22 protein-coding genes and 1 tRNA gene are annotated in these 24,592 nt (G+C 42.5%); 12 read left to right on the top strand and 11 right to left on the bottom strand.

Translation table 11 applies throughout. From position 1 onward, the window contains the following. Positions 1 to 40: 40 nt before the first annotated feature. The gene (locus tag L4D79_RS05925; RefSeq protein WP_428648671.1) at positions 41 to 220 is read left to right on the top strand and encodes a hypothetical protein; all 180 of its coding nucleotides are present in this window, start codon (positions 41 to 43) and stop codon (positions 218 to 220) included. Positions 221 to 318: 98 nt separating this feature from the next. On the opposite strand, the gene L4D79_RS05920 is transcribed toward L4D79_RS05925, so the two are convergent. Then, on the bottom strand, positions 319 to 1,506 hold the full coding sequence (locus L4D79_RS05920; RefSeq protein ID WP_428648669.1) for a dicarboxylate/amino acid:cation symporter: 1,188 nt from the start codon (positions 1,504 to 1,506) through the stop codon (positions 319 to 321). A gap of 397 nt (positions 1,507 to 1,903) precedes the next feature. On the opposite strand from L4D79_RS05920, the gene L4D79_RS05915 reads away from it, so the two are divergent. Continuing rightward, positions 1,904 to 2,821, top strand: a complete 918-nt coding sequence (locus L4D79_RS05915) for a LysR substrate-binding domain-containing protein (protein WP_428648666.1) — start codon at positions 1,904 to 1,906, stop codon at positions 2,819 to 2,821. 121 nt (positions 2,822 to 2,942) lie between these two features. On the opposite strand, the gene aspA is transcribed toward L4D79_RS05915, so the two are convergent. Next, the gene (gene aspA, locus L4D79_RS05910; protein ID WP_428648663.1) at positions 2,943 to 4,373 is read right to left on the bottom strand and encodes an aspartate ammonia-lyase; all 1,431 of its coding nucleotides are present in this window, start codon (positions 4,371 to 4,373) and stop codon (positions 2,943 to 2,945) included. 317 nt (positions 4,374 to 4,690) lie between these two features. Here aspA and L4D79_RS05905 point away from each other — a divergent pair. Together L4D79_RS05905 and purU are read left to right on the top strand one after the other, a co-directional pair. Further along, positions 4,691 to 4,765, top strand: a tRNA-Gly gene (locus L4D79_RS05905). 172 nt (positions 4,766 to 4,937) lie between these two features. Continuing rightward, positions 4,938 to 5,810, top strand: coding sequence for a formyltetrahydrofolate deformylase (gene purU / locus L4D79_RS05900; protein WP_428648661.1), 873 nt, complete (start codon positions 4,938 to 4,940; stop codon positions 5,808 to 5,810). Positions 5,811 to 5,992: 182 nt separating this feature from the next. Here purU and L4D79_RS05895 read toward each other — a convergent pair whose 3' ends face one another. Together L4D79_RS05895 and L4D79_RS05890 are read right to left on the bottom strand one after the other, a co-directional pair. Next, the gene (locus L4D79_RS05895; protein ID WP_428648658.1) at positions 5,993 to 6,856 is read right to left on the bottom strand and encodes a sulfite exporter TauE/SafE family protein; all 864 of its coding nucleotides are present in this window, start codon (positions 6,854 to 6,856) and stop codon (positions 5,993 to 5,995) included. Positions 6,857 to 7,050: 194 nt separating this feature from the next. Next, a complete protein-coding gene (locus tag L4D79_RS05890; RefSeq protein ID WP_428648655.1) occupies positions 7,051 to 7,785 on the bottom strand; it encodes an isochorismatase family protein in 735 nt (244 codons plus the stop codon). A 320-nt stretch (positions 7,786 to 8,105) separates the two neighbouring features. Between L4D79_RS05890 and L4D79_RS05885 the strand changes: the two genes are divergently transcribed. Continuing rightward, the gene (locus L4D79_RS05885) at positions 8,106 to 8,879 is read left to right on the top strand and encodes an Hpt domain-containing protein (protein ID WP_428648652.1); all 774 of its coding nucleotides are present in this window, start codon (positions 8,106 to 8,108) and stop codon (positions 8,877 to 8,879) included. Positions 8,880 to 8,883: 4 nt separating this feature from the next. Further along, positions 8,884 to 12,126 (top strand): response regulator, encoded by a 3,243-nt coding sequence (locus L4D79_RS05880; protein ID WP_428648649.1) that lies wholly within the window; start codon positions 8,884 to 8,886, stop codon positions 12,124 to 12,126. A gap of 46 nt (positions 12,127 to 12,172) precedes the next feature. Here L4D79_RS05880 and L4D79_RS05875 read toward each other — a convergent pair whose 3' ends face one another. Continuing rightward, the gene (locus L4D79_RS05875; protein WP_428648646.1) at positions 12,173 to 12,481 is read right to left on the bottom strand and encodes a hypothetical protein; all 309 of its coding nucleotides are present in this window, start codon (positions 12,479 to 12,481) and stop codon (positions 12,173 to 12,175) included. Positions 12,482 to 12,652: 171 nt separating this feature from the next. Then, entirely contained in the window at positions 12,653 to 12,940 is a 288-nt protein-coding gene (locus tag L4D79_RS05870; protein ID WP_428648643.1) for a glutaredoxin family protein, read from the bottom strand. A 285-nt stretch (positions 12,941 to 13,225) separates the two neighbouring features. On the opposite strand from L4D79_RS05870, the gene L4D79_RS05865 reads away from it, so the two are divergent. From L4D79_RS05865 to L4D79_RS05845, 5 genes are all read left to right on the top strand, one after another. Next, on the top strand, positions 13,226 to 14,866 hold the full coding sequence (locus L4D79_RS05865) for an acetolactate synthase large subunit (protein WP_428648640.1): 1,641 nt from the start codon (positions 13,226 to 13,228) through the stop codon (positions 14,864 to 14,866). Continuing rightward, positions 14,863 to 16,251, top strand: a complete 1,389-nt coding sequence (locus tag L4D79_RS05860; RefSeq protein ID WP_428648637.1) for an aldehyde dehydrogenase family protein — start codon at positions 14,863 to 14,865, stop codon at positions 16,249 to 16,251. Before L4D79_RS05865 ends, L4D79_RS05860 begins: the two co-directional genes overlap by 4 nt. A gap of 24 nt (positions 16,252 to 16,275) precedes the next feature. Continuing rightward, on the top strand, positions 16,276 to 17,691 hold the full coding sequence (locus L4D79_RS05855) for a mercuric reductase (RefSeq protein WP_428648634.1): 1,416 nt from the start codon (positions 16,276 to 16,278) through the stop codon (positions 17,689 to 17,691). A gap of 155 nt (positions 17,692 to 17,846) precedes the next feature. Further along, positions 17,847 to 18,041, top strand: coding sequence for a hypothetical protein (locus L4D79_RS05850; RefSeq protein ID WP_428648631.1), 195 nt, complete (start codon positions 17,847 to 17,849; stop codon positions 18,039 to 18,041). A 227-nt stretch (positions 18,042 to 18,268) separates the two neighbouring features. Next, positions 18,269 to 18,532 carry a hypothetical protein gene (locus L4D79_RS05845; RefSeq protein WP_428648628.1) on the top strand — a complete coding sequence of 88 codons (264 nt, stop codon included), beginning with the start codon at positions 18,269 to 18,271 and terminating at the stop codon, positions 18,530 to 18,532. Positions 18,533 to 18,708: 176 nt separating this feature from the next. Here the strand turns inward: L4D79_RS05845 and L4D79_RS05840 are convergent, their stop codons facing one another. From L4D79_RS05840 to L4D79_RS05820, 5 genes are all read right to left on the bottom strand, one after another. Then, on the bottom strand, positions 18,709 to 19,443 hold the full coding sequence (locus tag L4D79_RS05840; RefSeq protein ID WP_428648625.1) for an ABC transporter permease: 735 nt from the start codon (positions 19,441 to 19,443) through the stop codon (positions 18,709 to 18,711). Then, a complete protein-coding gene (locus tag L4D79_RS05835; RefSeq protein ID WP_428648622.1) occupies positions 19,440 to 20,390 on the bottom strand; it encodes an ABC transporter ATP-binding protein in 951 nt (316 codons plus the stop codon). The genes L4D79_RS05840 and L4D79_RS05835 overlap by 4 nt, the downstream gene beginning before the upstream one ends. Beyond that, complete coding sequence (locus L4D79_RS05830; protein WP_428648619.1) at positions 20,387 to 21,538, bottom strand: ABC transporter permease; 1,152 nt, start codon at positions 21,536 to 21,538, stop codon at positions 20,387 to 20,389. Before L4D79_RS05830 ends, L4D79_RS05835 begins: the two co-directional genes overlap by 4 nt. A gap of 32 nt (positions 21,539 to 21,570) precedes the next feature. Then, a complete protein-coding gene (gene osmF / locus L4D79_RS05825; RefSeq protein ID WP_428648616.1) occupies positions 21,571 to 22,485 on the bottom strand; it encodes a glycine betaine ABC transporter substrate-binding protein OsmF in 915 nt (304 codons plus the stop codon). Between the two features lie 677 nt (positions 22,486 to 23,162). Next, a complete protein-coding gene (locus L4D79_RS05820; protein WP_428648613.1) occupies positions 23,163 to 23,477 on the bottom strand; it encodes a hypothetical protein in 315 nt (104 codons plus the stop codon). Positions 23,478 to 23,775: 298 nt separating this feature from the next. On the opposite strand from L4D79_RS05820, the gene L4D79_RS05815 reads away from it, so the two are divergent. Further along, the gene (locus L4D79_RS05815) at positions 23,776 to 24,549 is read left to right on the top strand and encodes a cysteine hydrolase family protein (RefSeq protein ID WP_428648611.1); all 774 of its coding nucleotides are present in this window, start codon (positions 23,776 to 23,778) and stop codon (positions 24,547 to 24,549) included. Positions 24,550 to 24,592 lie beyond the last annotated feature (43 nt).

Here is a 24,592-nt window from a genome sequence, read left to right as displayed (position 1 = left end):
TAAGGTGGTGAAAGGGCGTTTGTTTAGAAGGTAGACGGATATGGAACTACGTAATAAGTCAGGTGATATTGCAAAGCTTGCCGATAACCTCACATTAAAAGAAATCGTTGATATGGGCTTCACATTGGATATCTGTGATGAAGCGTATGATCCGAGCGAACACTGGAAAGTGTCAGGTGATTCAGCGAAAGACAAAGCAGGTGAGTACCCCTCGAAATAAAACATTGTTGATTTCAAGAAAAAGCCAGCATTTTGCTGGCTTTTTTAGATTTGGTGACGCCTCTTTTACTGCATTTACCCGTGAAGGTGGCACTCGCTTTAGGCGATCTCTTCAGCTGGGATCAGTTCGCCTCCGGTCTCTTCGACTGAGTCGGAAACCTTGTCAATTAGCAGGGCAATAACACCGTCGCCGGTAACGTTACAGGCAGTACCGAAGCTATCCTGGGCAAGGTGAAGTACGATTTGCAGGGCAATCATCTCCTCGGTGAAACCAAGCATAGAACCAAGCAGACCGGCTGACGCCATTACTGCACCGCCCGGCGCACCCGGAGCCGCAACCATCGTAATACCCAGCATGGCAAGGAACGGCAGGGCTTCCAGCAGGCTTGGCACTGGGCCGGCACCGGTCATGATAATGACGGCGACAGCAACACTGGCAATACTGATTACCGAACCGGACATGTGGATATTGGCACACAGCGGTACAACAAAGTTGGCGATGGAGTTAGATACACCGTTGCGCTTTGTCTGCTGTAGGGTAACCGGTACCGTTGCGGCTGAGGACATGGTACCAACAGCGGTGAAATAGGCCGGTAACATCGTACGAAGGATTTTGAGCGGTGAGCGTTGCAGGGCGACACCCGTAGTGACGAACTGGAAACTTAGCCAGAACCAGTGCATGGCGACGACAGCAAGCAGTACTAAGCTGAAAGTTTGTAGGGTTGCGAATACTGTCCCCTTGACGGTCATATCAGCAAACACGCCAGCTATATAGAACGGCAAAGCTGGAATCATAACTTTGTTGAGGAACAGCTCGATGATATCACGACCTTGGTCACTGATTTTCTTGAGGTTATCTGCACCGGTGTTAGAAATTCCTAAGCCGAAAATGAAGGCTACACTCAATGCGGTCATGATGTTCATGATCGGTGGAATCTGAAGCTCTAAGAATGGGGTTAGAACGGTTTCGGCTTCAGGCAGTTGACCGGCACCACTGAGCAGGGCTGGGAAAAGACTCTTTGCTACCAAGAAGGCAAGGATACCTGCTCCTAACGTTGATAGATAAGCTAATCCAACGGTTTTGCTCAGCAATTTGCCAGAGTTTTTCGGGAGACTGGCTATGCCACTGGTGACATAGAAGAGGATAAGAAGGGGGATGGTAAATTTAATTAACTGGCTAACTAAATATTTAGCTGTAATCAGGGCTTGAACTATAACGTCAGGGGCAAACATGCCCATGAGAATACCAGCGAATATTCCACACAATAACTTAATAATTAAGTTCATCTTGTTGACCTTTTTATTTATTAGGATACAGAGTTCATATAATGATTTGTAGGATTGTTAAATTTATTGGTTAAATAATTAGTAATTAGAATAATTTTTAAACTGTCTAATTCTATATATTTGTTAAAATAAGAAATCAGTCAGTGTTATTAATGTTACAACTGGATGGTATGATTATTCTCATGGCTTGTGAAATGCAGAAAAAAAAGGCTTGGTTATTAAAATGCATCAAGGTAAATTCACGGGTTGTGATCAAGTTAATAGACATATGTTAATGGCTGATTAATCCTTAGAGCTTTCTGCAGGTGACTTCTCATTATCTTGCTGATAGCCGTAATTTTGTTGGGTTGTTAGGAGATGACGATTGCCATAGATAGATGTTTATTGAGAAAAATAAATGAAAAATATAGAGACAAAATGGCTGCAAGACTTTCTTACTCTTGCTGAGTTAAAAAATTTCTCCCATGCAGCAGCAGTCCGTAATGTTACTCAACCGGCATTCAGTCGCAGGATAAAATCACTGGAGGCAGAGTTAGGCTTGGTGTTAATTGAACGTAGCAAAACACCGATCGAGCTCACCCTTTGCGGTAAGCAGTTTAAGACAACAGCACTGTCCATTCTTCAGCAGATAGATGAAGAAGTAAATCGTCTTGCCGGCAGCTCGTTCGATGGACGGCATACGGTACGTTTAAGCGCTGCTCACTCTATCTCCATCAGCTTGTTGCCAAAGCTACACTCATGCTTGCTTGACCCTCAATTAAACACCCGTTTATCTGTAGTCGCGAACGAAGTTGATGACGCTGTTGAGCTACTGATAGACGGCAAGTGTGATTTTTTGTTTTCGTTTTATGAAGATAGATTACAAGTTGCCCCCTATCGCTCAATTTATCTAGGCCGCAGTTATTTGTATTGTGTTTCTGCAGTAGATGATAATGGAGATGTATTGTTCGATTTGACAAACAACGATGATGTCCCTTGTTTGGATTATACACCGGAAAGTTATATGGGAAGGGCGCTTCACCGTGCCAAGAGCAAATTGACTAACAATACGGTGTGTTCTTCTTCCATGACAGACTTTATTAAGGCCTTGGTTTTACAAGGTAAGGGAATAAGCTGGTTACCTGATTATGCAATAAAAGAGGAGTTAGCCTCTGGACAGTTGAAAATCCTGACCGCGAGAGAGCCGGTACCCTTGGATTTGTATGTCTACCGCTACTATTCGAAATTACATTCATCCTGTGAAGCAATGTGGAATGAATTAAGTAAAATGTGCCCAATAACTGAACTAAGTGGTAAAAGCTTGCTGGATAAATAACCGAGAGTGTTGTTTGTAATGGCTATTTCTTATTTTGCTTTCACTTTTATAGTCGGCTGACACATGTATTGAGTTAATGAGCAATAATTTGAAAAGGGGCTTTCAGCCCCTTTTTCGTTACTTAGTTATACAGTTTAGCTTTGTATTCCGGGTGCATTAGGTTATTCACCGAGAAGATTGCGTTCAGCTGCTCTTCGTCAAGCAAGTTGCGCTCAAGGGCGACATCTTTCACGCTTCGACCGGTTTCGGCACAGATTTTACCGATGATGTCGCCTTCGTGGTGACCGATGTATGGGTTGAGGTAGGTGACGATGCCGATTGAGTTAAAGACGAATTGCTCGCAGACTTCTTTGTTGACGGTAATACCGTTGATGCATTTATCTGCAAGGTTAATACAAGCATTGCCAAGGAGCTCAATCGATTCAAAAACGGCTTGACCAATCACAGGCTCCATCACATTGAGCTGCAGCTGACCAGCTTCTGCCGCGAAAGTTACTGTGGTGTCATTACCGATAACTTTGAAGCAAACCTGGTTAACGACTTCAGGGATCACCGGATTGACTTTGGCTGGCATAATGGAGGAGCCGGCCTGCATTTCTGGTAGGTTGATTTCGTTAAGACCTGCACGAGGGCCCGAAGAAAGAAGGCGTAGGTCGTTACACACTTTAGATAGTTTGACAGCAAGGCGTTTCAGCGCTGAGTGGACTGTTATATAGGCACCACAGTCAGAGGTTGCTTCAATCAGGTCTTCTGATGGTACGCAGGCCAGGCCTGTAGTTTCAGCAAGGTATTTAACAGCCAGTTCCTGGTAGCCTTCGGGTGCGTTCAGGCCGGTACCGATAGCTGTTGCACCGAGGTTAACTTCGAGCAGCAGGGCTGCAGCATACTTCAGGTTTTTCACTTCTTCTTTTAGCAAGGTGCTGAAGGCATGGAATTCCTGGCCAACAGTCATTGGTACAGCATCTTGCAGCTGGGTACGGCCCATTTTCAGGGTGTCATTGTATTCTTCGCTCTTTGCGTCGAAAGCGGTACGTAGGTATTCGATTGAGCTGATCATCTTGATGATGCTGTTGTAGACGGCAACACGGAACCCGGTCGGGTAGGCACAGTTGGTTGACTGGCTTTTGTTCACATGATCGTTAGGGTTGATAATGTGGTATTCACCTTTGTCATCGCCTTTGAGCTCAAGTGCAACGTTGGCGATCACTTCATTGGCGTTCATGTTAACCGAAGTGCCGGCGCCGCCTTGGTAAACATCAGAGATAAACTGATCCATACATTTACCCGTATCTAAAATCAGATCACAGGCTTGGATAATGTACTCGCCAACATCGCTAGGGATTGTCCCAAGTTCCATATTAGCCTTGGCAGCCGCTTTTTTGGTAAACACCATGCCGCGTACAAACTCAGGTACATCAGAAATCTTTGTCGACGAGATATTAAAGTTCTCATACGCACGCAGCGTGTGGATACCGTAATAGGCATCTGCTGGGATTTCACGCTTACCAAGGAGATCTTCTTCAATACGAGTTTTAAAAACATTGTCGGTCATGGTGGGTACCTTTAATTGATGATAAGACACCAACACATTGTTCTTTTTGTTCTCTAAAGTGAAATGCATATAAGTTAGCGACAATGCATTTATTGCATAGTGGATTATTGTCACTTAAATAGCAGGCTCCTTTGTTTAGGGGAATTGTCACCAGTAGAGTGATACTGACACTATGTGGTTGTTTAATAAGCACTTGGCGTGGTTGTTTGTGATGAGGATCACGTGTTGGAAATCAACACTTTTCTTCCCGGTTAGTTGTGACAATATAGCAACTGTTCGATGCATATCACCTTTGGCTATCAAGCCATACCTACTAAGCGGGCATCGTATAATGGCTATTACCTCAGCCTTCCAAGCTGATGATGCGGGTTCGATTCCCGCTGCCCGCTCCAAGTTTTCTTACTTGGTATACCTGTTCTGACCAACTTACAATACAACGCTCGATGGCTTTTTTGCATCAGGTGTTTTGAACTGATCTTTCATCAAAATTATTCTGCCATTGATTCGGCACCCAAAGTACGGATGTGCCATGCTTCCGGAGTGGGCACTCAAAAGGATAAGGATATGAACCAGCAAGCTTTGACTTATATTTTGACGGCAAGTTGCACTGGCCGCTCGGGAACCGTTGATGTCGTCACCCGTTTCCTGCGCGAGTTTGGCTGCTATATCACCGAACTGAATTCATTTGATGATGCATTGAGCCAACGCTTTTTTATCCGTGCGGTATTTCGCCTGGATGATCGTACAGAGCTTGATCAAGTTTCGTTTTGCTCTTCTTTTGCTAAGCGTGCTGAAGAGTTTGATATGGAGTGGGAACTCACGCCTTCAGAGTACCGGCCAAAAGTGGTGATTATGGTGTCTAAATATGATCACTGCCTGAATGATCTACTGTATCGTTACCGAACGGGAAATCTTCCGGTAGATATTCGAGCTGTGATCTCCAATCACCCTGACCTGCAATCATTAGTTCAGTGGCACGATATACCTTATTATCATTTCCCGATCACGGCAGAAACCAAGCCACAGCAAGAAGCACAGGTGCAGGCCGTGTTAGAGCAAACTGGCTGTGAGCTGTTAGTGCTTGCCCGCTATATGCAAGTACTCTCCCATGAGATGTGTGTTCGTTGGGCCGGCAAGGCCATCAATATCCATCATTCTTTGTTGCCAGGATTTAAAGGGGCCAAGCCATATCATCAGGCGTATAACAAAGGGGTGAAGATGGTGGGAGCAACAGCCCATTATGTCAGTGATGATCTGGATGAAGGTCCGATTATTACCCAAGGGATGGAAACCGTTAACCATACCTATTACCCCGCAGATCTAGCAAGAAAAGGAATGGATGTTGAATCCTTAACCTTGGCGCGGGCTATTCAATATCATATTGAAAAGCGAGTGTTTCTGTTTAACGATAAATCTGTGGTGTTTGAGCGTTCATAGACCCTTTTAGCAATACTCGTTGAGGTAGCTAAATGTAGCTGTCATAAGGCTTGTTAGTGTCGGTTATTCGAAGTGCAGTATGGAAGTCACCTGATTAAGGGAGGAGTATATTATTAATCAGGTGACCGTTGGTTGTGTGAATGCTAGGTAAAGACCTGTTGGTATTCATGCAGTATGTCTATTTAAAGAGTTAAGGTATAAAGCATAAATCCCCCGATAATTAAGAAAGCGATAGAAATAGAGACTTTCATAACGTCTTCTGGGATTAACTTCTGTAATTTAGGCCCAATTTGTCCACCGACGATGACGCCTGGAACAGTAAACAGAATGATATTAACCACCTGGTTGAGTGAATCACCACCATGATGTGCAAACTCAATAAAGTGACCAACTGACGCTGTCAGTACAGTCAGAACGACGACAAAGATAGATGTTGCAACGGCGACTGGTGTAGGAACACGGCAGCGAGCAACGAGGTGATATTCTTGCAATTCAGCTAAGCCAACTGAAATCATACCAACAAATGCGCCGCCAATAGCAGAAAACGTTTTGCCTATGGCTGGGTTACATACGGTGTATCGATATACTTTTCCTTCGCTATCAATAAGCTCTGATTCATAGGTTTGACTGAACTCGTCTTTAGTGATTTTCTCATTTTTCTCACGCTCTTCTTTGCGCCAGGCTGAAAATAACTGCGTACCAATAAATAGAAGCCCTACGGCAAAAATTGCTTTTAATACCATTGGTGGAATGAGACTGGCGTACTGTGAACCAACTATCGCTGCTGGAATTGAGAACATTAGTAGGTTCTTGGCGAGTTTAAAATCAATCAGCTTAGCTTTGTAATAGGCGAGTAGCCCGCTGCTAAAGCCTGCCAGTTCGGTTGCCAATGCTGCACCGATAGCAATTTTAGGATCTAAGTTCAGTGCTAGCATAAATAAAGGGGAGAAAAAAACAGCGCCACCGATACCACTTGACATCGCTATCGTTGAAATAACAGTTGCTATTGGTAACAAATACCAAAATTCAAAACTTAGTTCCATCATAATATCCTCCAGGGAGTAAGCTTTATTTCAAAAGTTGTAATCATTGTATTTTTAAATCGTGTTAATTGATGTGTTAAATCGAGTAAGCCTTGTGTGATGTTGTTTCTCTTATCAATAAATAAAAATGCCAATACAAAGATGTAATGGCATTTATTATGAGCGAGTAGTAACCTATGCAATGTATTCAAATTGACTTATTGCTTAGCTGACGCCTTCATACTTGCGACGGCCTGTTCTGTGGTTAGAATATCGCTGGCAATCATTCGATAGTTTGTGAGTGCTGCTAACATGCCATCAAGACCTGGAACTTTTGCAGCAGCGCTGGCATCTGCCACTACAGCGACTTCAAACCCACGCTCTACCAATTCACGCAAGTGTGACTCAACACATAAGTTTGCAGACATACCGGCGAGAATGACTTTCTCTACTTTTAGCTTCTGTAGTTGGAGAATTAGGTCATTATTCTCAGGACCGTAAACTTTATGAGGGCCACAAATCACGGTATTTTTATGGTTAATTGCGGGTTTGAGTGGTTCCAACCAGTCAGCCCCACTTCCTTCGAACCCTTCGACGTCCAGTGCGCCTTTACGGTCAAACATGTGGATAGCATGCATGAGCTTTTCAAGTGTGCCTTCAAATTTCCAGTTGTGATCGGTTGGGAAATAGTAGTGTGGACTAATTACCAAGGGCATATCTGTTTCGATTGCTGTGTTCATCAGCGCAGTAAGGTTTTCTACGGTGTTATTTTCCACAACACTTTCACCAACAGCCCCCCAAGCAACGCCATCGGGATGTAGAAAATCATTTTGCGGGTCAGTAATGACGACTGCAGTTCGGCCCATTTCAATGTCAAAACCTGTAACAGGTAGACCATGCGCATTATGTTCTTCTAACCACTTTTCGACACGATTTTTATTGAAAGTACTCATGTAGATTTCCTCATTTATTACAAGTAGTAATTTAATTGTTTGCTTTGAAGTTGGAGTCAGTATATGGAGAGTTCACATCTGGGTATGTGTTCAGTTTGGCAAGGCTTGTGTGATAAGTGGCAAGTAGTGTGTGCAATCGAGAGTGACATTCGTTGAGTATATAAAAAGCAAAAAAAAAAGAGCAGCTCACTGCTAAGCTGATGAAAAACAAGCTAAATAATTCTATTTTGCGTAAGCACTATATTTACGGTTGCTTGGTTATACTTAAACTACAAGCTTAAATCATTGCATATAACTGAATAAGCGATAGAGGATACAAAATGATAGAAGGAGAGGGGACGCAGAGTAATTTGCTTATTCCGAATGTGGATTCAGTATCAGCATTAAAACGATGCGCTAATAATAAAGGTTTATATATTCAATTGCTCTGCCGATTTGTCGATAAACATCAGCAAGGGATTAGCATTGAAGAGATGACACTTGAGGAGGTGATTACTGCCATTCACGCAATAAAAGGCTCAGCAAGTAATCTTGGTATTGATGATTTAAGCAATAGAGCCAAACGACTCGAACTGTTCTTGAAATCCTCCAGTTCTATTCACGTCGATGAAGTTGAATTGTTCTCTAATTATTTGATCCAACAATGTAAACTGATATCTGCGAATCAGTCTGTTATGGAGCAGTTAGAGAAGAGTGATGCGACTACAAGTCATGCCGCCTCTTGCGGAATTGAAGGAAAACCAACACTCGTCCTTATTGAGAAGCCGACACCGTCAACTCGCGATTTGATAAGCCAATTTAAAGAAAATTACCGAGTAGTATTTTATCCCGATTATCTAAAAGCAATATCATCGCTGAGCAATAACCATGATCCGAAATATGTGTTCATAACCATGACAACAGAAAATAAAGAGAAGATTAAAGAGTTCACAGCAGATCTTAGGCGCTCGAAAGGAGAACATATCCGGATATTCCTTCTCGTTAATGAAGACTTTGAAATTGATTACCAGCAGGGTAGGGATTTGGGCGTTGATGATGTGTTTACACAACCGATGAATATTGAATTGCTCCGCCGATGGAAAGATAAGGGGTAGCGGGTTGAAGCTGTTAATAACAAAGGTTCCTCCCCATTTTCTATGGGCGATAATCAGTATCTCGATCTTACCTTTTTTGCTGCATATTGCGGGTGTCGATTTTAGCTCAAACTACGCATCATTAGATGTTGCCCGAGTCGAAGGGTTATCCTCACCTGAAATCCGAGATTATCTATTTTATGTCTTGTCTGGCAGCATTATACATACCTTGCTCGAGTGGACGTCAATATGTATCGCGGTTGTGACCGTTGTTCTGGCTTTTGTCCACTTTCAAATAAAAAAAGATGTGGTAACACCCATCATCGGTGTCGCTTTATTTACAGCAGGTTGCCTAGACATATTTCATACGCTTGCTGCCGACAGACTCATTTCAGCAACTGCGCCAAATCAAGACTTTATTCCGTTTACCTGGGCTATCTCTAGGTTGTTCAACGCAACAATAACCATGGCCGGGGTGACGTTGCTACTGCTCAGAGGAAAGCAAAAAGCCAGTTTATCGTTTGTACTTGGTGTCAGTGTAACTTTCGGGGTAATTGCATATGCCATTGTGGTGTATTGTGCGACGCAAGCAGAGTTGCCACAAACAATATACCCTGATGCATTAATCACAAGGCCATGGGATATTGGGCCTTTATGTTTGTTTCTAATTTGTGGGTTCTGGCTTTATCCAAAGCTCTACCACCGTGAACCTTCATTATTTACGCAAGCACTTTGGCTAAGCCTTATACCACAAGTGATGACTGAGTTGCATATGGCGTTTGGGTCAGTCGCTATTTTTGATAGCCATTTTAATATTGCTCACTTTCTAAAGATAATCGCTTATGCTGTACCGTTTTGCGGATTGATACTGGATTACTTACAAACATATAAATCCAAGTTGGTGTTAGAGCAAGCATTATTTGTAGAAAAAAATAAACTAGAAGAGAAAGTAAAAGTTCGAACCAGTGAACTAAAGCAGAGCGAAGAGATGATGCGTACGGTGATTGTTACTGCTCTTGATGCAGTTATAATGATTGATCGTAAAGGGAGAATATTAGAGTGGAATCAGAATGCAGGGCTTACTTATGGTTGGGCTGAAAAAGAAATAATGGGGAAATCAATTTTTGATATTATTGATATCGGAGTTGAAGAGGATTTAAATCAGTTTTATGAATTTCTAGAAACAGGGCAGGGTTTTCTTAATAATAACCGAATAGAAATGAGTGCTTGGCATAAAGATGGAACAAAGATACCCATTGAGATATCGATGACACCAATAAGGAAAGATGACAGTTTTATATTTAACTCGTTTTCTCGTGATATTAGTGAAAGGAAAAATGCAGAACAAGCTCAACTTAGACTTATTGACGAAGCGGATAAAGCCAATAGGGCAAAAAGCGATTTTTTAGCGGTGATGTCTCATGAAATTCGAACCCCTATGAACGCTATAATTGGCATGAGTCACTTAACGCTACAAACTAATCTAGATCCAAAACAGAGAAATTATATCGAGAAGGTACACAGCAGCGCCGATAATTTATTGAGTATCATTAATGATATTTTGGACTTTTCTAAAATTGAAGCAGGCAAACTAGAGATTGAGAAAAGAAGTTTTAGATTAGAAGATATTTTTGATAATACAGCTAATTTAATTGGTTTAATTGCTGAAGAAAAAGGGGTCGAGCTGATATTCTCTATGAAATTAGATTTACCTAGGCACTTGATTGGTGATGAGACGCGTCTAAAACAAATATTAATTAACCTCGCAAACAATGCTATCAAGTTTACTGATAAAGGTGAAATATTGATTGGTGTTGAGGAGAAAAGTCGTAATAACGATGGCATTGAGCTGCACTTTTGGGTGAAAGACAGTGGGATAGGGATTGATGAAGAGTTAATTAAAAGGTTATTTAAGAGTTTTAGCCAAGCTGACTCATCTACAACTCGACAGTATGGAGGGACCGGTTTAGGTCTCGCGATCTCAAAGCAGCTTGTAGAAATGATGGACGGTCGGATCTGGGTAGAGTCAACGGTAGGACAAGGAGCGACGTTCCACTTTGTGGTCAAATTAGGCATGGGGGGCAATGCCTTATCTAGGAGGGCTTTACACATTGAGGAACTTAAAGGTTTACGCGTATTGGTTGTCGATGATAACCCTTGTGCTTCTGAAGTGATTACTTCAATGCTACAAAGCTTTGGGCTTGTTGTGGAGTCAGTGGGTGACAGTCACGAAGCTATAAATGTGATTGTAAGTGAAGAGAGCCAAGCGACGCCTTTTGATCTTGTATTGCTTGATTGGAAAATGCCAGAGAATGATGGTATCAGCATTGTCCGACGATTACAGGAATATCACCAAAGCTCAACACCGATAGTTATCATGGGTACTGCTTATAGCCGTGACGAAATGCTACATCAACTTGATAAATGTGGTCTGCAGATACAATCAATTTTAACGAAACCGGTGACACCGAGCTCTTTGCTGGAAGTGGTCAGTGATGCTTTCGGTAAACAGGTTGATGTCACTCCCTTGAGACTAAAGCGAGCTGTTACCAGCCATGAGGTCATGAAGAAGTTGGCTGGCATGAAAGTGTTGTTAGTTGAGGATAATGAAATTAATCAGGAATTAGCAAAGGAATTGTTACGTCAAGCTGAAATGGAAGTCGTGGTAGCCGAAAATGGGCAGCAGGCATTGGATATACTCAATGCAATTGCAGATGTTGACTGCATATTGATGGATTGCCAAATGCCAGTCATGGACGGCTATCAAGCGACACGAGAAATACGTAAGATCAATCAGTTTGAGAATATCCCGATTCTTGCAATGACGGCAAATGCAATGGTTGGAGATAAAGATAAAGCGCTACAAGCTGGTATGAACGATCATATTTCAAAACCTCTCAATATAGAGTTGATGTACGAGACTATGGCAAAGTGGATAGTACCGAGCTCACCTAAGCCGAATTATGGTACAGCAAAAAAGGGTAATAGCCTTCGATTAAATCAGGGGCGATCAGCACAAGATATTAGATATGATCAAGTTGAGTATTCTGAGCTATTGTCGCTTATCAGTCTGCTTCGAGAGTGTTTAGAGAGTAATGATACAACGGCTGATGAAGTACTTGATGAGATGAAGGGTAGTCCTCACTGTATTCCCTTCTCAGGCCTGATGAATGAATTGGAAGAAAATCTGAGCTTGTACGATTTTGACTCAGCCTTAATTGCCCTTGTTAAGCTCGAGAGGGCAGTTCATCGTCACTGTAATAAATAAACCACCGCGATGGTGGTTTATCATTGAGTTTGATAAGTTAAATCTATTATTTGTTTGTCGAATGAAATGCATAGCGTGAGTATGTGCTTCCATTTTCTGTCGTTGCTTTGTATTTCACAGAACGAGAGCTTTCAAGCGTAAGAGGAATAAATACTTTACCTTTTGAATCCGTCATATAATTTTTCTTTACTTGTGGTACATTTGCAATTGTTACAGATGCATTCGGTACAGGTTCGTTATTCTCATAAACGCTTACCCATGCACCATTATGTGTGTCGGTAACACGAATTTGAGCAGAAACCAAGCTTGGGATAAACATAGCAGTTAGCATAATTGTTGGGATTAGCTTTTTCATGGTGATACCTCTCAGTTAATTACTTGATATTTTGATATATACATTACTAATGTGAACCTACTATAATTCTTGTTTTTCTGATTATCTGTGTTGTACATTCCGATGAATGTGTACTTGTAGACTTTCCATGTGTGAAATGATTAGCATCTATGGTTTATTAGTTGCCTATCATCAGCTGTTAAAATGACATTCTAAATAACGTACAATATCTCTTGATTCAGGCATCCATTTTTCTTCACCATTGCTATTGATGATTCTCAATACCGGCACTGTGCCTCGTCCCCGTTCATTAATAAGTTCAGTTCTGTATTGAGGGTCTTTCATCGTATCTCGAAGTTCTACATCAATGCCTAATCTATCAATCGGTTCTCGAGCGATAGAACAATATGGACACCCCACGAAATGATACAGTATTAACTTTTCTGGCTTGTTCTTTAATTGCTTTGTTTCTAGCTTCATTTTACATCCCTTATTTTGATTTGAAATAATGCAACTTTATTGATGCTTGCCTTAGGTGATGAATATATTTTATCTGATTACTGAGATTTTAATGTGTCACCATTAGCTGGGAATGTGTGTTATTTAACACACATCATTTTGCTATAGAGAGAGCAGTGATTAGGCTTTTGGCATTGCTAATGAGAATAATGAACTATATTCAAAGACGTAGAAAATGCTGAATTACAGGGTGTTTTCGAATAATTTCTGCCTAGCACAAATTTACTTGGTTGATTAGGAACTTGTATGAAAGCTTCAGATTTATTGGTCAAGGCGCTTGAAAATGAAGGGGTTGAATACATCTTTGCGGTCCCTGGTGAAGAAAACCTCGATGTACTTAACTCGCTGAAAGGCTCAACAATAAAGCTGGTACTCACTCGTCATGAACAAGGCGCTGGCTTTATGGCCGCGACCTATGGTCGGTTAACGGGTAAAGCGGGCGTGTGTATGGCAACGTTAGGCCCGGGAGCAACCAACTTCTCTACACCTGCTGCCTACGCTCACCTTGGGGCTTTCCCACTGATTATGATCACCGGCCAAAAGCCGATCAAAGCCTCTAAGCAGGGACAATTCCAAATTATTGATGTGGTGAAACTGTATGAGCCTATCTGTAAGTTAAGTAAGCAAATAGTACATGGTAATACTATTCCTTCATTAGTAAGAGAAGCCTTCAGAAGGGCAGAGGAGGAGCGGCCAGGCGCTGTTTTGCTAGAGCTACCAGAAGACATAGCAGCTGAAGACACTGATGCCAAAGTGGTGAAACAAAGTACCAGGCAGTATGCCGTGGCGGATGATTTTGTGCTTGATGAAGCCATTAACAAAATTAAATCAGCCAGTCGCCCACTGATTTTAGTTGGTGCAGGCGCCAATAGAACCACTGCTTGTAAGTCGGTAGAGTATTTCATCAAAAAGTCCGGGATCTATTTTTTCAATACCCAAATGGGCAAAGGTGTTGCCGATGAGCGCTGTGACTTGTTCCTTGGTACCGCTGCGCTGTCAGAGAACGATTATTTGCATTGTGCTGTTTCACGGGCTGATTTAATCATCAACATAGGTCATGATGTTGTTGAGAAACCGCCGTTCTTTATGACTGAAAACGACAAAACTGTCATTCACTTGAACTACAAGTCAGCACAGGTTGACGAGGTTTATTTTCCGCAACTTGAATTGGTCGGTGATATTAGTCGAACGGTTCAGCGTCTTGGTGAAAAACTCCATGGTTGGAAATGCGCAGAAGTTGAGTACTTCAAAAAGATTAAGCAAGAAATTGATCAGCATATTACCAATGGCGCACAAAACAACTTGTTTCCAATAACTCCACAACGTCTGGTTGCCGATACCCGTAAGGTGATGGGCGAGGATGGCATTATCGCGCTTGATAACGGTATCTATAAGATATGGTTTGCCCGGAATTATAAAGCCTACCATCCTAATTCCGTATTGCTAGATAATGCGCTGGCTACAATGGGGGCTGGGCTGCCATCGGCAATGATGGCGGCGCAACTCAACCCGGAGAAACGCGTGTTGGCAATATGCGGTGATGGGGGATTCATGATGAACTCCCAAGAGCTGGAGACCGCAAAAAGGGTTGGGCTTAATTTAGTCGTTATGGTCCTCAACGATGGGTCTTACGGCATGATTCGCTGGAAGCAGCAAATAGCGGGTATGGCTGATTGGGGGCTAGAGTTCGATAACCCTGATTTTGTCCAGTACGCCAATGCTTATGGCATTAAAGGGCATAGAGTAACCAGTGCTGAAGCATTTGAGCTGGTAATGGCTCAGGCTTTTGAGGAGGGCGGCGTCCACTTAATTGATGTCCCCGTTGACTACACTGCGAATAAAACCGTGTTAATTGATGAATTAGCCTCAAAGGTTTGCTTATTATGAGTTCAGTTAAAGTTGAGAACCCTTTCAATCAAGAAGTCATTGGTGAAGTAAAGCTATCCAGTTGGGATGAATTAGACGCCATGTTGCAGCAAGCGCACGAGACGTTTGCTGACAAGACGCAGCGACTCGCTGCCCATGAGCGTATTGAAATCTTAAATCGTTGTGCTGCGTTGATGCGAGAGCAGAAAGATGATCTGGCAATGCTCATTGCAACTGAAGGTGGTAAACCATTAAAAGACGCTATTATTGAAGTCGCTCGGGCTATTGATGGTGTTGAGCTCTCTGCCAAAGAATTACTGAATTTGAAGGGGCAGCAGATCCCGATGGATCTGACTGCCGCCGGATCGGGCAGGGTGGCATTTTCCTATTGTGAACCCATCGGTCCCGTAGTGGCTGTCTCGGCGTTTAACCATCCCCTGAATTTAATCGTCCATCAAGTCGCGCCAGCTATTGCTGTTAATGCGCCGATTTTAATTAAACCTGCCAATGACACCCCTTTAAGCGCAATAAAACTTGTTGAGTTGCTCTATGACGCTGGGCTCGATGAAAAATGGTGCCGTTGTTTCCTGGCTAAAAGAGAAGATACTGAACGTGTAGTGACCGACTCAAGAACCGCTTTTTTCTCATTTATTGGCTCACCAGGCGTTGGTTGGTATCTACGCAGTAAACTGGCTGCTGGTACTCGTTGTGCGTTGGAGCATGGGGGCGCTGCACCTGTTATCGTCGATAAAAATGTAGATATAGATGCAATATTGCCTTCAATAGTGAAGGGCGGTTTTTATCACTCAGGACAAGTTTGTGTGTCGGTACAGCGTATTTTCGTCGATAACCAAATCCTTGATACGTTTACCGATAGGCTGGTGGAGCACGTTCAACAGCTAGTGGTTGGTGATGCAAGGGAGATTGAGACCGACTGCGGACCGTTAATTCGGCCGAAAGAGTGCCAGCGGGTTGCAGAATGGATTGAGCAAGCTCAAAACAGTGGTGCTCAAATATTGGTTGGGGGGCGGGTGTTATCAGCAACACTGTATGAGCCGACAGTTATCCTGAACCCTGCTGATGATCTTAATGTTTCCGCCAAAGAGATTTTCGGCCCGGTGGTCTGTGTCTATGGTTATGATCAAATCTCAGAAGCCTACCAGCGCGCGAACAATGTGCCATTTTCATTCCAAGCAGCGGTATACACCGAGAGCTTAGAAATCGCTTTGCAGGCCCAGCATCAACTCGACGCATCAGCTGTTATGGTTAATGATCACTCTGCATTTCGGGTCGATTGGATGCCCTTTGCCGGGCGAAAAGAATCTGGGTATGGGATTGGCGGGATACCATACACCATGCATGATTTTACCGAAGAGAAGATGGTTGTAATTAAGTTGCCTGACTGATTAAAGTATACGGGAGAGCAAGAGATGAGCCGTCATTTTGATCTAATTTGGATTGGAACTGGTCAAGCTACAATGAGTATCTTGCCTAGGGTATTAAATGCAGGGAAAAGCGTAGCTGTAATTGAATCTGATAAGTTTGGTGGAACCTGTGTCAACAGTGGTTGTACACCAACTAAAACGCTGGTGGCGGCAGCGCATGCTATCTTCCAGGCTAAGAGGGGAGATGATTTTGGGTTTAGTATAGGCGAGCTCAAAGTCGATTTTGAAAAGGTGATGGCCCCACAAAAGAATGGTCGAACACGTGCAACGCAAGGTATCGAAGATGCCTTAAGAGCTTTCAAAAATTGCACAGTGTTTAAAGGAATTGGCCAGTTTGTCGATGATCATACAGTAAGTGTTGGTGATATGACTCTCAAAGCCGACCATATTGTGATAAATGTCGGTAGCAGGCCTAGAGAAGTTGATATTCCAGATATTTGCTCTGTTAATTGGCTGAATAACAAGAGTCTATTGGATATCTCTGAACTTCCTGAACACCTAGCCATTGTTGGAGGAAGCTATATTGGTCTTGAATTTGCGCAGATCTTTCGCCGGTTTGGAAGTCAGGTGACTGTCTTTGAACGTGGCCAGCAGCTTATGTTTAGAGAGGACCCGGATGTTGCTTCAATTGCGGATGAGGTGCTTACCTCTGAAGGAATTGAAATTGTCTATCAGAGCAAAATAGTGGAAGTCTCATCATCAAATTCAGGTGAGGGAGGGCAGGTATGTATTCAATATACTAAAGATGGGATCAGTGCCACATTGAATGCATCGCATATTTTATTTGCTATTGGCCGAGAGCCAAATAGCGATAAATTAAATGTAACGAACGCAAATATCTTACTTAATGATCGCGGTTTTATTCAAGTTAATGAGAAGGTGCAAACTAGCCAACCTCATATCTATGCCATTGGAGATGTGAATGGCCAAGGTGCCTTCACGCATACTTCGGTTAATGACGGCGAAATCTTTTGGGACCATTATAGCCGACAGCTCGGCATCAACTCCGAATTTATGGATCTTGATCGTGCCTTGTCGACTCGTAATCAAATATACGCGATGTTCATTGACCCGCCTTTAGCTCGCGTAGGGCTCAGTGAGTCTGACGCACAAAAAATGGACAAAAATATCCATGTGGCAACGCTTCCTATGGAAAGGATTGCGCGAGCTAGGGAAAAGCAAGAGACCAGTGGAATTGTGAAGATACTGATTGATATGGATAGTGAGCAAATTGTCGGCGCTACGGTATTTGGAACTGGAGGTGATGAGGTTATTGGTGTCTTTGCTGCCTTTATGCAGACAAAAACGTCATATAAACATTTCCGTCAAACAGTTTTTCCACACCCGACAGTCGGAGAGTTGATGCCATGGATTATCGATAACCTTAAGCCAATAAAGTGATCTTACTTATTTAACACTCATAGCTATGCTAGATAAACACATTTCAGCACTTACTTTACACATCATTTTTCTACTTCAATGCCAAAATATAGACATGTTTTACAGTAGAGCGCTGTTTAAGGCAGCGAATCTACAACCAATTAGATGGAAGGTAAATGATGAGTGGCTCAATGGTTTTAGTCATTATAACCACCGCTGCAATGGCGGATAGTGGATTAGCAGAAGAATACATTACTCGAAAGTCTTCGAATGAATTTCAGTTAGCTTGGAATACAACGGCTATGGATAAGTTTAATGATACTGGCCCTATTTGTATATATAGTTATGATTGTAATGACTTATCTGTTTAATATTGTCTTTCATTTCTTAAGGATGTGTAGAAGGTCAGAATCTAAAGTGAGGTCATATGATATATCATATGAATTTTATAAGTGAATTAGTTCCATTATCTATAATTATTCTATTTATTGTCTGTCTTCTTGTTATCTTAGTAACGATATTTATAGAGAGTAAAGGCATTAAATAAAAGATAATTGATGATACTGTCAGATTTTATATTAAAAGTATGAGGTGAAGTATGATAAAGTCAAATATGGTTTTTATTTCCTTGTTTCTATGTGTTTCGCAAGTTAAAGCTGATATTTCAGCGAATGATACCTCTTATGCAGGCTGGGTACAAAAAAAGGAATCACCTGAGTCAATAAGTATTAGCGAGGCAAGAGAATTTATAGGTAAAGATACAAATTATACATTTAATGATTCTGTAATGTCATCCCTTGAATTATCAAAAGAAGCAGAACCCGAAGAATTAATTGTGATGGTTATTAAATCTAAACGATGATAGCTATTGAATGTTTTTATGAGCAAATGGGATTTTATACTCCCTTATCTAACAAATGGCTACTTTAGTCATTTAAAGTACCAAATCTGTGTTTTGAACTACCGAGGCTCACTTGTAAGGCTGAGGCTTGTATGCCCTCTTTGTTCGATACAACTAACTTCTCTACACTTGCTGTCTTAATATGAAAAGCAGGACTCTAGTTTTAAAAACGCTTGGTCGGTAATAATCGCAATGAGTGCGACCAGAATACCGCCTTGTAGAATGAAAGCCATATTGTCTGTCAGTAAGCCAGCAATAATAACCTCACCCAAGCCTTTAGAGGCGACGGTCGAGCCTATTGTCGCAGTACCTATGCTGATTATCAACGAGGTACGAATACCAGAGATAATGATCGGTAGCGCAAGAGGTAATTCAACTTGGTATAGTTGCTGGTACTTGCTCATGCCCATGCCTTTTGCTGCTTCAAGGACACTTTTGGGTGTTTGCTGCAACCCTGTCACGGTGTTTTCGAAAATGGGTAGCAGGCCATAGAGAAACAAGGCAACCAGCGTAGGCTTTAAGCCAAAACCCAGTGTAGGAATTGCCAATGCCAACACCGCAACAGGTGGGAAAGTTTGCCCAAGGTTGGCCACGGCTCTTGCGAGAGGAAGGAAGTCTTTCCCTGATTCTCGTGTGACGAGTATGCCGCATAGTAAAGCAATGATTGTGGCAGCTCCGATGGATAAAAATACCACCAGCATGTGCCAAAAAATCAAGTTGGTGAATGTATCTCTATAATATATAACCGGAGCATCAATGTGATTGAATTTGGAAAGCAGCGGTTCGATGAACTCAATACGATAAGCCAGTAGCACCAGTATACTTAGCGGGACGACAAGTCCACTCCATTGCTTGATTGAATGTGAGTTCATGATTTGGCTCCTTTGCTCAGGATGTCACTAAGAGACACCTCCCCTACAACGCAACCATTTTCATCCACCACGGACAGATTTTCCACACCCTCCCAGATATGCATTGAAACCGCATCACGCAAGTTGGTACTTAAAGGGATGTGCAGCCTTGCATTGCCATTAATTGGAGCACGGGTGTTGTTCATAACATCCCCGACCTGATTGAGGGTCAGTAGACGCAGAGAGCGATCTAAGCCACCGACTATATCGCTGACAAAGCCGGGTTTGGGATTTCTTAGTAAAGATTGGGGCGAATCAAACTGAAGTAGTGCGCCTTTATCCATAACAGCGATGACATCAGCCATTTTGATTGCTTCGTCGATATCATGGGTGACCATAATGGTTGTGATGCCGAGTATTTTCTGGATGCTCAATATTTCATCTTGTAGGCTTTCACGGGTTAACGGGTCGAGGGCACCAAAAGGTTCATCCATTAGTAATACTTCTGGCTTTGCCGCAAGTGCGCGTGCAACGCCGACACGTTGCTGCTCGCCACCAGAGAGTTGGTGAGGGAATTTGGTTGAAAAGCGTTCATAGTTCAAGTGGAATAGCTCTAGCAGCTCTTTTACCCGTTGTGTGGTTTTCACCTTGTCCCATCCGAGCAATGCAGGTACGGTGGCGATATTATCAAACACATTACGGTGTGGAAAAAGTCCGACGCCTTGAATGGCATAACCGATACGGCGCCTTAAAGACTCCGCGGCTATGGTGGAAACGTCTTGGTTATTGATAAGCACCTTGCCAGCGCTTGGCTCTATCAGGCGGTTGATCATTTTCAGTGTGGTGGATTTTCCGCAACCCGATGTACCGATCAAGGTGCAAAATTGACCGGTTTCAACGGTTAAAGAGACATCTTTCACCGCAGTTTGATCGCCAAATGTTTTAGTTAATGCCTGTAACTCAATCATGATCTGTTGCCTTTAACGACTTCTATGACGGCATCAATTAATACCGCGGAAACGAAAGATAGAATCAGGGTAGGTATAGCCCCGAGGATAACCAGATCCGTTGCGGTTTGGCCTAATCCTTGGAAGATGTAGGTACCAAAACCACCCCCGCCGATGAGTCCAGCAACAGCGACCAAGCCGATATTCATCGTCACAACGATCCGGATGCCTGAAAGGATAACGGGCAGAGCGAGAGGCAACTCAATGCCAAAAAGGATCTGGCGGGCATTCATGCCCATTCCTTTTGCGGCATCAAGCGTTTTGGGATCTAACTTGTCAAAGCCTGCAATCGTATTACTGACAATAGGGAGCAGGGAGTAGAAGAATAGGGCGATAACTGCGGGGGCAGCACCGATCCCTTTAATACCAAGATCAGAGAGGGCAGGGAACCTCAAAGCAATATAGCTAAGAGGAATCATCAAAATGCCAAACATTGCAAGGCTAGGGATGGTTTGAAGAACATTGAGAATCGGTACAACAGTACGTCTTACAGCCTGTGAGCGATGACATTTTATTCCTAAAGGGATGCCAACTACTATTGCAGGAATAAGGCTACCAAAAGACAGTTGCACATGGCGTATAGCTTGCTGCCAGAAGGTTTCTTGGTTTTGGTATTCTTTGATAATGGATAGGTTATCCAGCGAACCTGTTTCGAATATACCTACAATGGCAATTACAACGGACGAGATGAAGAGCAGGCGTTTTAGGCCGCGTAGGTTCAACTTGATGACCACGTCGGTTAATAGTAGCCCCAATAAAAAAAGGCTGGTCCAAAAACCGCTCCCTAAAGAAACTCGAGCAAAAGGGGAAGCCTCTGCTATCAGGTTATTGGCACTTATCCCGACAATATATACAAGAAGAAAAGCCGAGGCTGAGCATAGAACTAGTTGGATTTTGTACATCATCGTCGTCAAGGCGCTAAACACCGTCAGGCTCATCAGTACACCAAACATAGTTAGATGACTTGAGGATAATACTTCTGCGAGAAAGAAGCCTTCACCGGGCATGATGCGATTTGGTTGAAGGTGAACAAAGGGTAAGATAATCAGTGAGAATACCGTAAGTACACTCACTGATAGGCCCAGCTTGTCGATAGGTAAGAACTTCAAATTAGTACCTTGAACAGATTTTCTGGTTGTAATTACTTAATGAATCCGTTGGCTTTTAGGTAGCTTTTTGCAACAGAACTTGCACTTTCACCACCTATCGCAATTCGGCTGTTGAGGTTTTGCAGGGTATCTAGGTCGAGCGAGGAAAAAATAGGATTAAGAATATCATCGATTTGAGGGTGGGCCTGCAACACGCTTTCACGAATGATCGGAGTGGGTGCATATACAGGTTGCACCCCTTTGTCGTCTTCCATCACAACCAGCCCAACGGAGGCAATAGCACCATCAGTGCCATATACCATGGCAGTGTTGGTTTTATCTGTCTGAAGAGCTGCAGCACGAATTGTCGCGGCCGTATTACCGCCAGATAGGACAAGCAATTGGCTATCCTTCAATTCGAACTCATAGGTTTTCTGGAAGGCAGGAAGCACGGCTGGAGTGGAAACGAACTCAGCAGAAGCCGCAAGTTTAATCTCCCCGCCCTTGCTAACAAATTGCCCAAAATCAGACATGGTTTTTAGATTGTTAGGCTCAGCAATTTCTTTTCGTACTGCTAACGCCCAGGTATTGTTTGCCTTAGCAGGGGTAAGCCAGACAATTTTATTAGTATCGTAGTCTAGGCTTTTTGCCATGTCATAGCCGTTTTGGAAGTGTTTCCAAGCATCATCAGCGGTTTTGTTGAAGAAGAAGGCGGCATTGCCGGTATATTCAGGGTAAATATCTATTTCACCAGCGAGCAGCGCTTTGCGGACTATAGGGGTGCCGCCTAGCTGGACGCGGTTCTCGACATTAATTCCTGCACCTTGCAAAGATAAGTAGATAATTTGGCCGAGCAGCCCGCCCTCAGTATCAATCTTAGAGGACACAACAACGGGATCTTTAGCAAAGACGTTTGGTGCTGAGATGAAGGCGGCTAGTAATAGAGCATTTAGTGTGGTTTTTTTCATCAACATTTGTCCTTAGTTGTTGATTTTGCAAAGCCTTCCATATGGCCTTGCTTATCATTTCTTTTCAATATGTCCAAAGTAACTGATTTTTTAGAGCGATACCAGTACATAGTTGTACATGTGTGGGTTACAACAGTGTTACATTCTGGCAGCATGCGGGGCGGAAATGTAAACAAGCTTAAAGTTAGAGCCTTACGTAGAAGTGCAGCTCTACAAGCATTTAAATGGTAGATCAATAATACATTGATATAGATAATCGTCATCAGGTTGTTGCAATTAAGTATTGATGATTTTAATTGTTAGGGTCTATTCCATTGATATGTGTTTTCGAGACAAGTAACTTATTTCGATATTGTTCTTCTTGTCTTCGTTACATCTTAAGTTGCTATTGAATATGACTACGAGTAAAAACGCTAGAACTGCTGTTAAGGTTTTCATGATGTTACCTATTCGAAGTGATGATGAACTTCATGTGTTGAATTTATGTGTTCGTTGTTTACTGATATAATTATACGATGTATACGTTGAAGTGGCTGTGTGTTTATCAATAGGTAAAGTGTAAAAATATGGGGTGTTGATGTTATTTCAATGCCTTCATGGAAAATAAAGTAAACCCCTCGGCGGAGAGGGGTGTAGATCGTATTTATATAACCTTAATAAGTTATGCATGGCTTATTTTACTTATGAACAGGAATGAATCTTTTCGTTGATGCAAAATTACCATTTTCATCAGTTGCTGTGATAGTCATTGTACGAGAAGAGTTATAGTGGCTAGGAATATATACCCGTCCGAATTGTGATGTTTGATAATGCTCCTCATGGTTATTGTTTACTGTGATATTAACACCAGCCTCACGGGTTCCATTCTTTTCTACCTGTACCCAAGCACCACCATTATCAGGGGTGACTTTTAGAGTGAGTGGGTTGGCAGAAAAAGCGACTGCTGAGAACATTGATGAAGCTAGAATAATAGTGGTAATTGATTTAGACATAATATCACCTCGTTTTACAGTTGATGTTGATGTTGATGTTGATGTTGATGTTGATGTTGATGTGATTATTCTATGATGATTCTAATCGGAATAATGTGTGTCTATATATTGTCATTGTGTAAACATTGACAAATTAAGTGATTTTTTATTTGTGCAACAAAATTTAACCTGTAATTAGACGAATAAGTCCTAATCAATTCCAATGTGTTTAAACTATGCTTTAGTGGGCGATAAATATGACTTAGTCGAGTATTCAATTATCGTAAGTCATCAAAGTTGATTGCACGGAGTTAAACAAATGAAAAATAACAAGCTATTAACGGCAATGGTGTCATGTTTTCTATTCATGTCTTCGACGAGTATACAAGCTGCTGGCGATGCCAAGAAAGGAGGAGATGGACTGCCTGATCCTGGAGTGCAACTTGTTAAAGGTGAAACTGCAATTGTTATCACTGATCCTCAGATTGATTTCCTCTCCCCTGATGGTGTTGCCTGGGCCCTTGTCGGCAAAAGTGTGACTAAAAACGGTACTGTTGAGAACATTGAAAAGTTGATGAAAATAGCAGGCGAAAAAGGTATCCCTCTTATTATCTCTCCGCACTATTATGCTCCGCAAGATCTTACATTTAAGCATGGTGGTGCATTAGAGCACGCTATGCATGGTATTAAGATGTTTGAAGGGGATGAACGTTTAGATCAAGGCGGTTTCAAAAAAGGCTCCGGGGCAGACTTCATGCCGCAATATAAAAAATACATCAACAATGGCAAGACAGCCGTTGCCAATCCGCATAAAGTCTATGGACCTGACACCAATGACACTGTTCTGCAGCTGCGCAAGCGTGGCGTAAACAAAATTATCCTTGCTGGTATGTCAGCGAACCTATGTACAGAATCACATTTACGTGAGTTCATGGAGCAAGGTTTTGAAGTATTGGTTGTAAAAGATGCGACTGCAGCTGCACAGCTGCCTGATATGGACGGTTATGCTGCTGCAATGATAAATGTCCGCATGATTGCCAATTCTGTGAAGACGACGGAAGAAGTGCTGGCGCAAATAAACAAAGAGCTATGATAGCCAAGTGATGTTATCGAGTGGTGAGGTTAATTTGCCTCAC

Origin of the sequence: Photobacterium satsumensis (assembly GCF_050336935.1) — a bacterium.
Taxonomy (GTDB): Bacteria; Pseudomonadota; Gammaproteobacteria; order Enterobacterales; family Vibrionaceae; genus Photobacterium; species Photobacterium satsumensis.
This window is presented reverse-complemented; position numbering and strand designations above follow the sequence as displayed.

Excerpts from the sequence above, each read along its gene's own strand:
- L4D79_RS05925 (WP_428648671.1), top strand. The coding sequence starts at position 41 with ATGGAACTACGTAATAAGTCAGGTGATATTGCAAAGCTTGCCGATAAC.
- L4D79_RS05920 (WP_428648669.1), bottom strand. The coding sequence starts at position 1,506 with ATGAACTTAATTATTAAGTTATTGTGTGGAATATTCGCTGGTATTCTC.
- L4D79_RS05915 (WP_428648666.1), top strand. The coding sequence starts at position 1,904 with ATGAAAAATATAGAGACAAAATGGCTGCAAGACTTTCTTACTCTTGCT.
- aspA (WP_428648663.1), bottom strand. The coding sequence starts at position 4,373 with ATGACCGACAATGTTTTTAAAACTCGTATTGAAGAAGATCTCCTTGGT.
- purU (WP_428648661.1), top strand. The coding sequence starts at position 4,938 with ATGAACCAGCAAGCTTTGACTTATATTTTGACGGCAAGTTGCACTGGC.
- L4D79_RS05895 (WP_428648658.1), bottom strand. The coding sequence starts at position 6,856 with ATGATGGAACTAAGTTTTGAATTTTGGTATTTGTTACCAATAGCAACT.
- L4D79_RS05890 (WP_428648655.1), bottom strand. The coding sequence starts at position 7,785 with ATGAGTACTTTCAATAAAAATCGTGTCGAAAAGTGGTTAGAAGAACAT.
- L4D79_RS05885 (WP_428648652.1), top strand. The coding sequence starts at position 8,106 with ATGATAGAAGGAGAGGGGACGCAGAGTAATTTGCTTATTCCGAATGTG.
- L4D79_RS05875 (WP_428648646.1), bottom strand. The coding sequence starts at position 12,481 with ATGAAAAAGCTAATCCCAACAATTATGCTAACTGCTATGTTTATCCCA.
- L4D79_RS05870 (WP_428648643.1), bottom strand. The coding sequence starts at position 12,940 with ATGAAGCTAGAAACAAAGCAATTAAAGAACAAGCCAGAAAAGTTAATA.
- L4D79_RS05865 (WP_428648640.1), top strand. The coding sequence starts at position 13,226 with ATGAAAGCTTCAGATTTATTGGTCAAGGCGCTTGAAAATGAAGGGGTT.
- L4D79_RS05860 (WP_428648637.1), top strand. The coding sequence starts at position 14,863 with ATGAGTTCAGTTAAAGTTGAGAACCCTTTCAATCAAGAAGTCATTGGT.
- L4D79_RS05855 (WP_428648634.1), top strand. The coding sequence starts at position 16,276 with ATGAGCCGTCATTTTGATCTAATTTGGATTGGAACTGGTCAAGCTACA.
- L4D79_RS05850 (WP_428648631.1), top strand. The coding sequence starts at position 17,847 with ATGATGAGTGGCTCAATGGTTTTAGTCATTATAACCACCGCTGCAATG.
- L4D79_RS05845 (WP_428648628.1), top strand. The coding sequence starts at position 18,269 with ATGATAAAGTCAAATATGGTTTTTATTTCCTTGTTTCTATGTGTTTCG.
- L4D79_RS05840 (WP_428648625.1), bottom strand. The coding sequence starts at position 19,443 with ATGAACTCACATTCAATCAAGCAATGGAGTGGACTTGTCGTCCCGCTA.
- L4D79_RS05835 (WP_428648622.1), bottom strand. The coding sequence starts at position 20,390 with ATGATTGAGTTACAGGCATTAACTAAAACATTTGGCGATCAAACTGCG.
- osmF (WP_428648616.1), bottom strand. The coding sequence starts at position 22,485 with ATGAAAAAAACCACACTAAATGCTCTATTACTAGCCGCCTTCATCTCA.
- L4D79_RS05820 (WP_428648613.1), bottom strand. The coding sequence starts at position 23,477 with ATGTCTAAATCAATTACCACTATTATTCTAGCTTCATCAATGTTCTCA.
- L4D79_RS05815 (WP_428648611.1), top strand. The coding sequence starts at position 23,776 with ATGAAAAATAACAAGCTATTAACGGCAATGGTGTCATGTTTTCTATTC.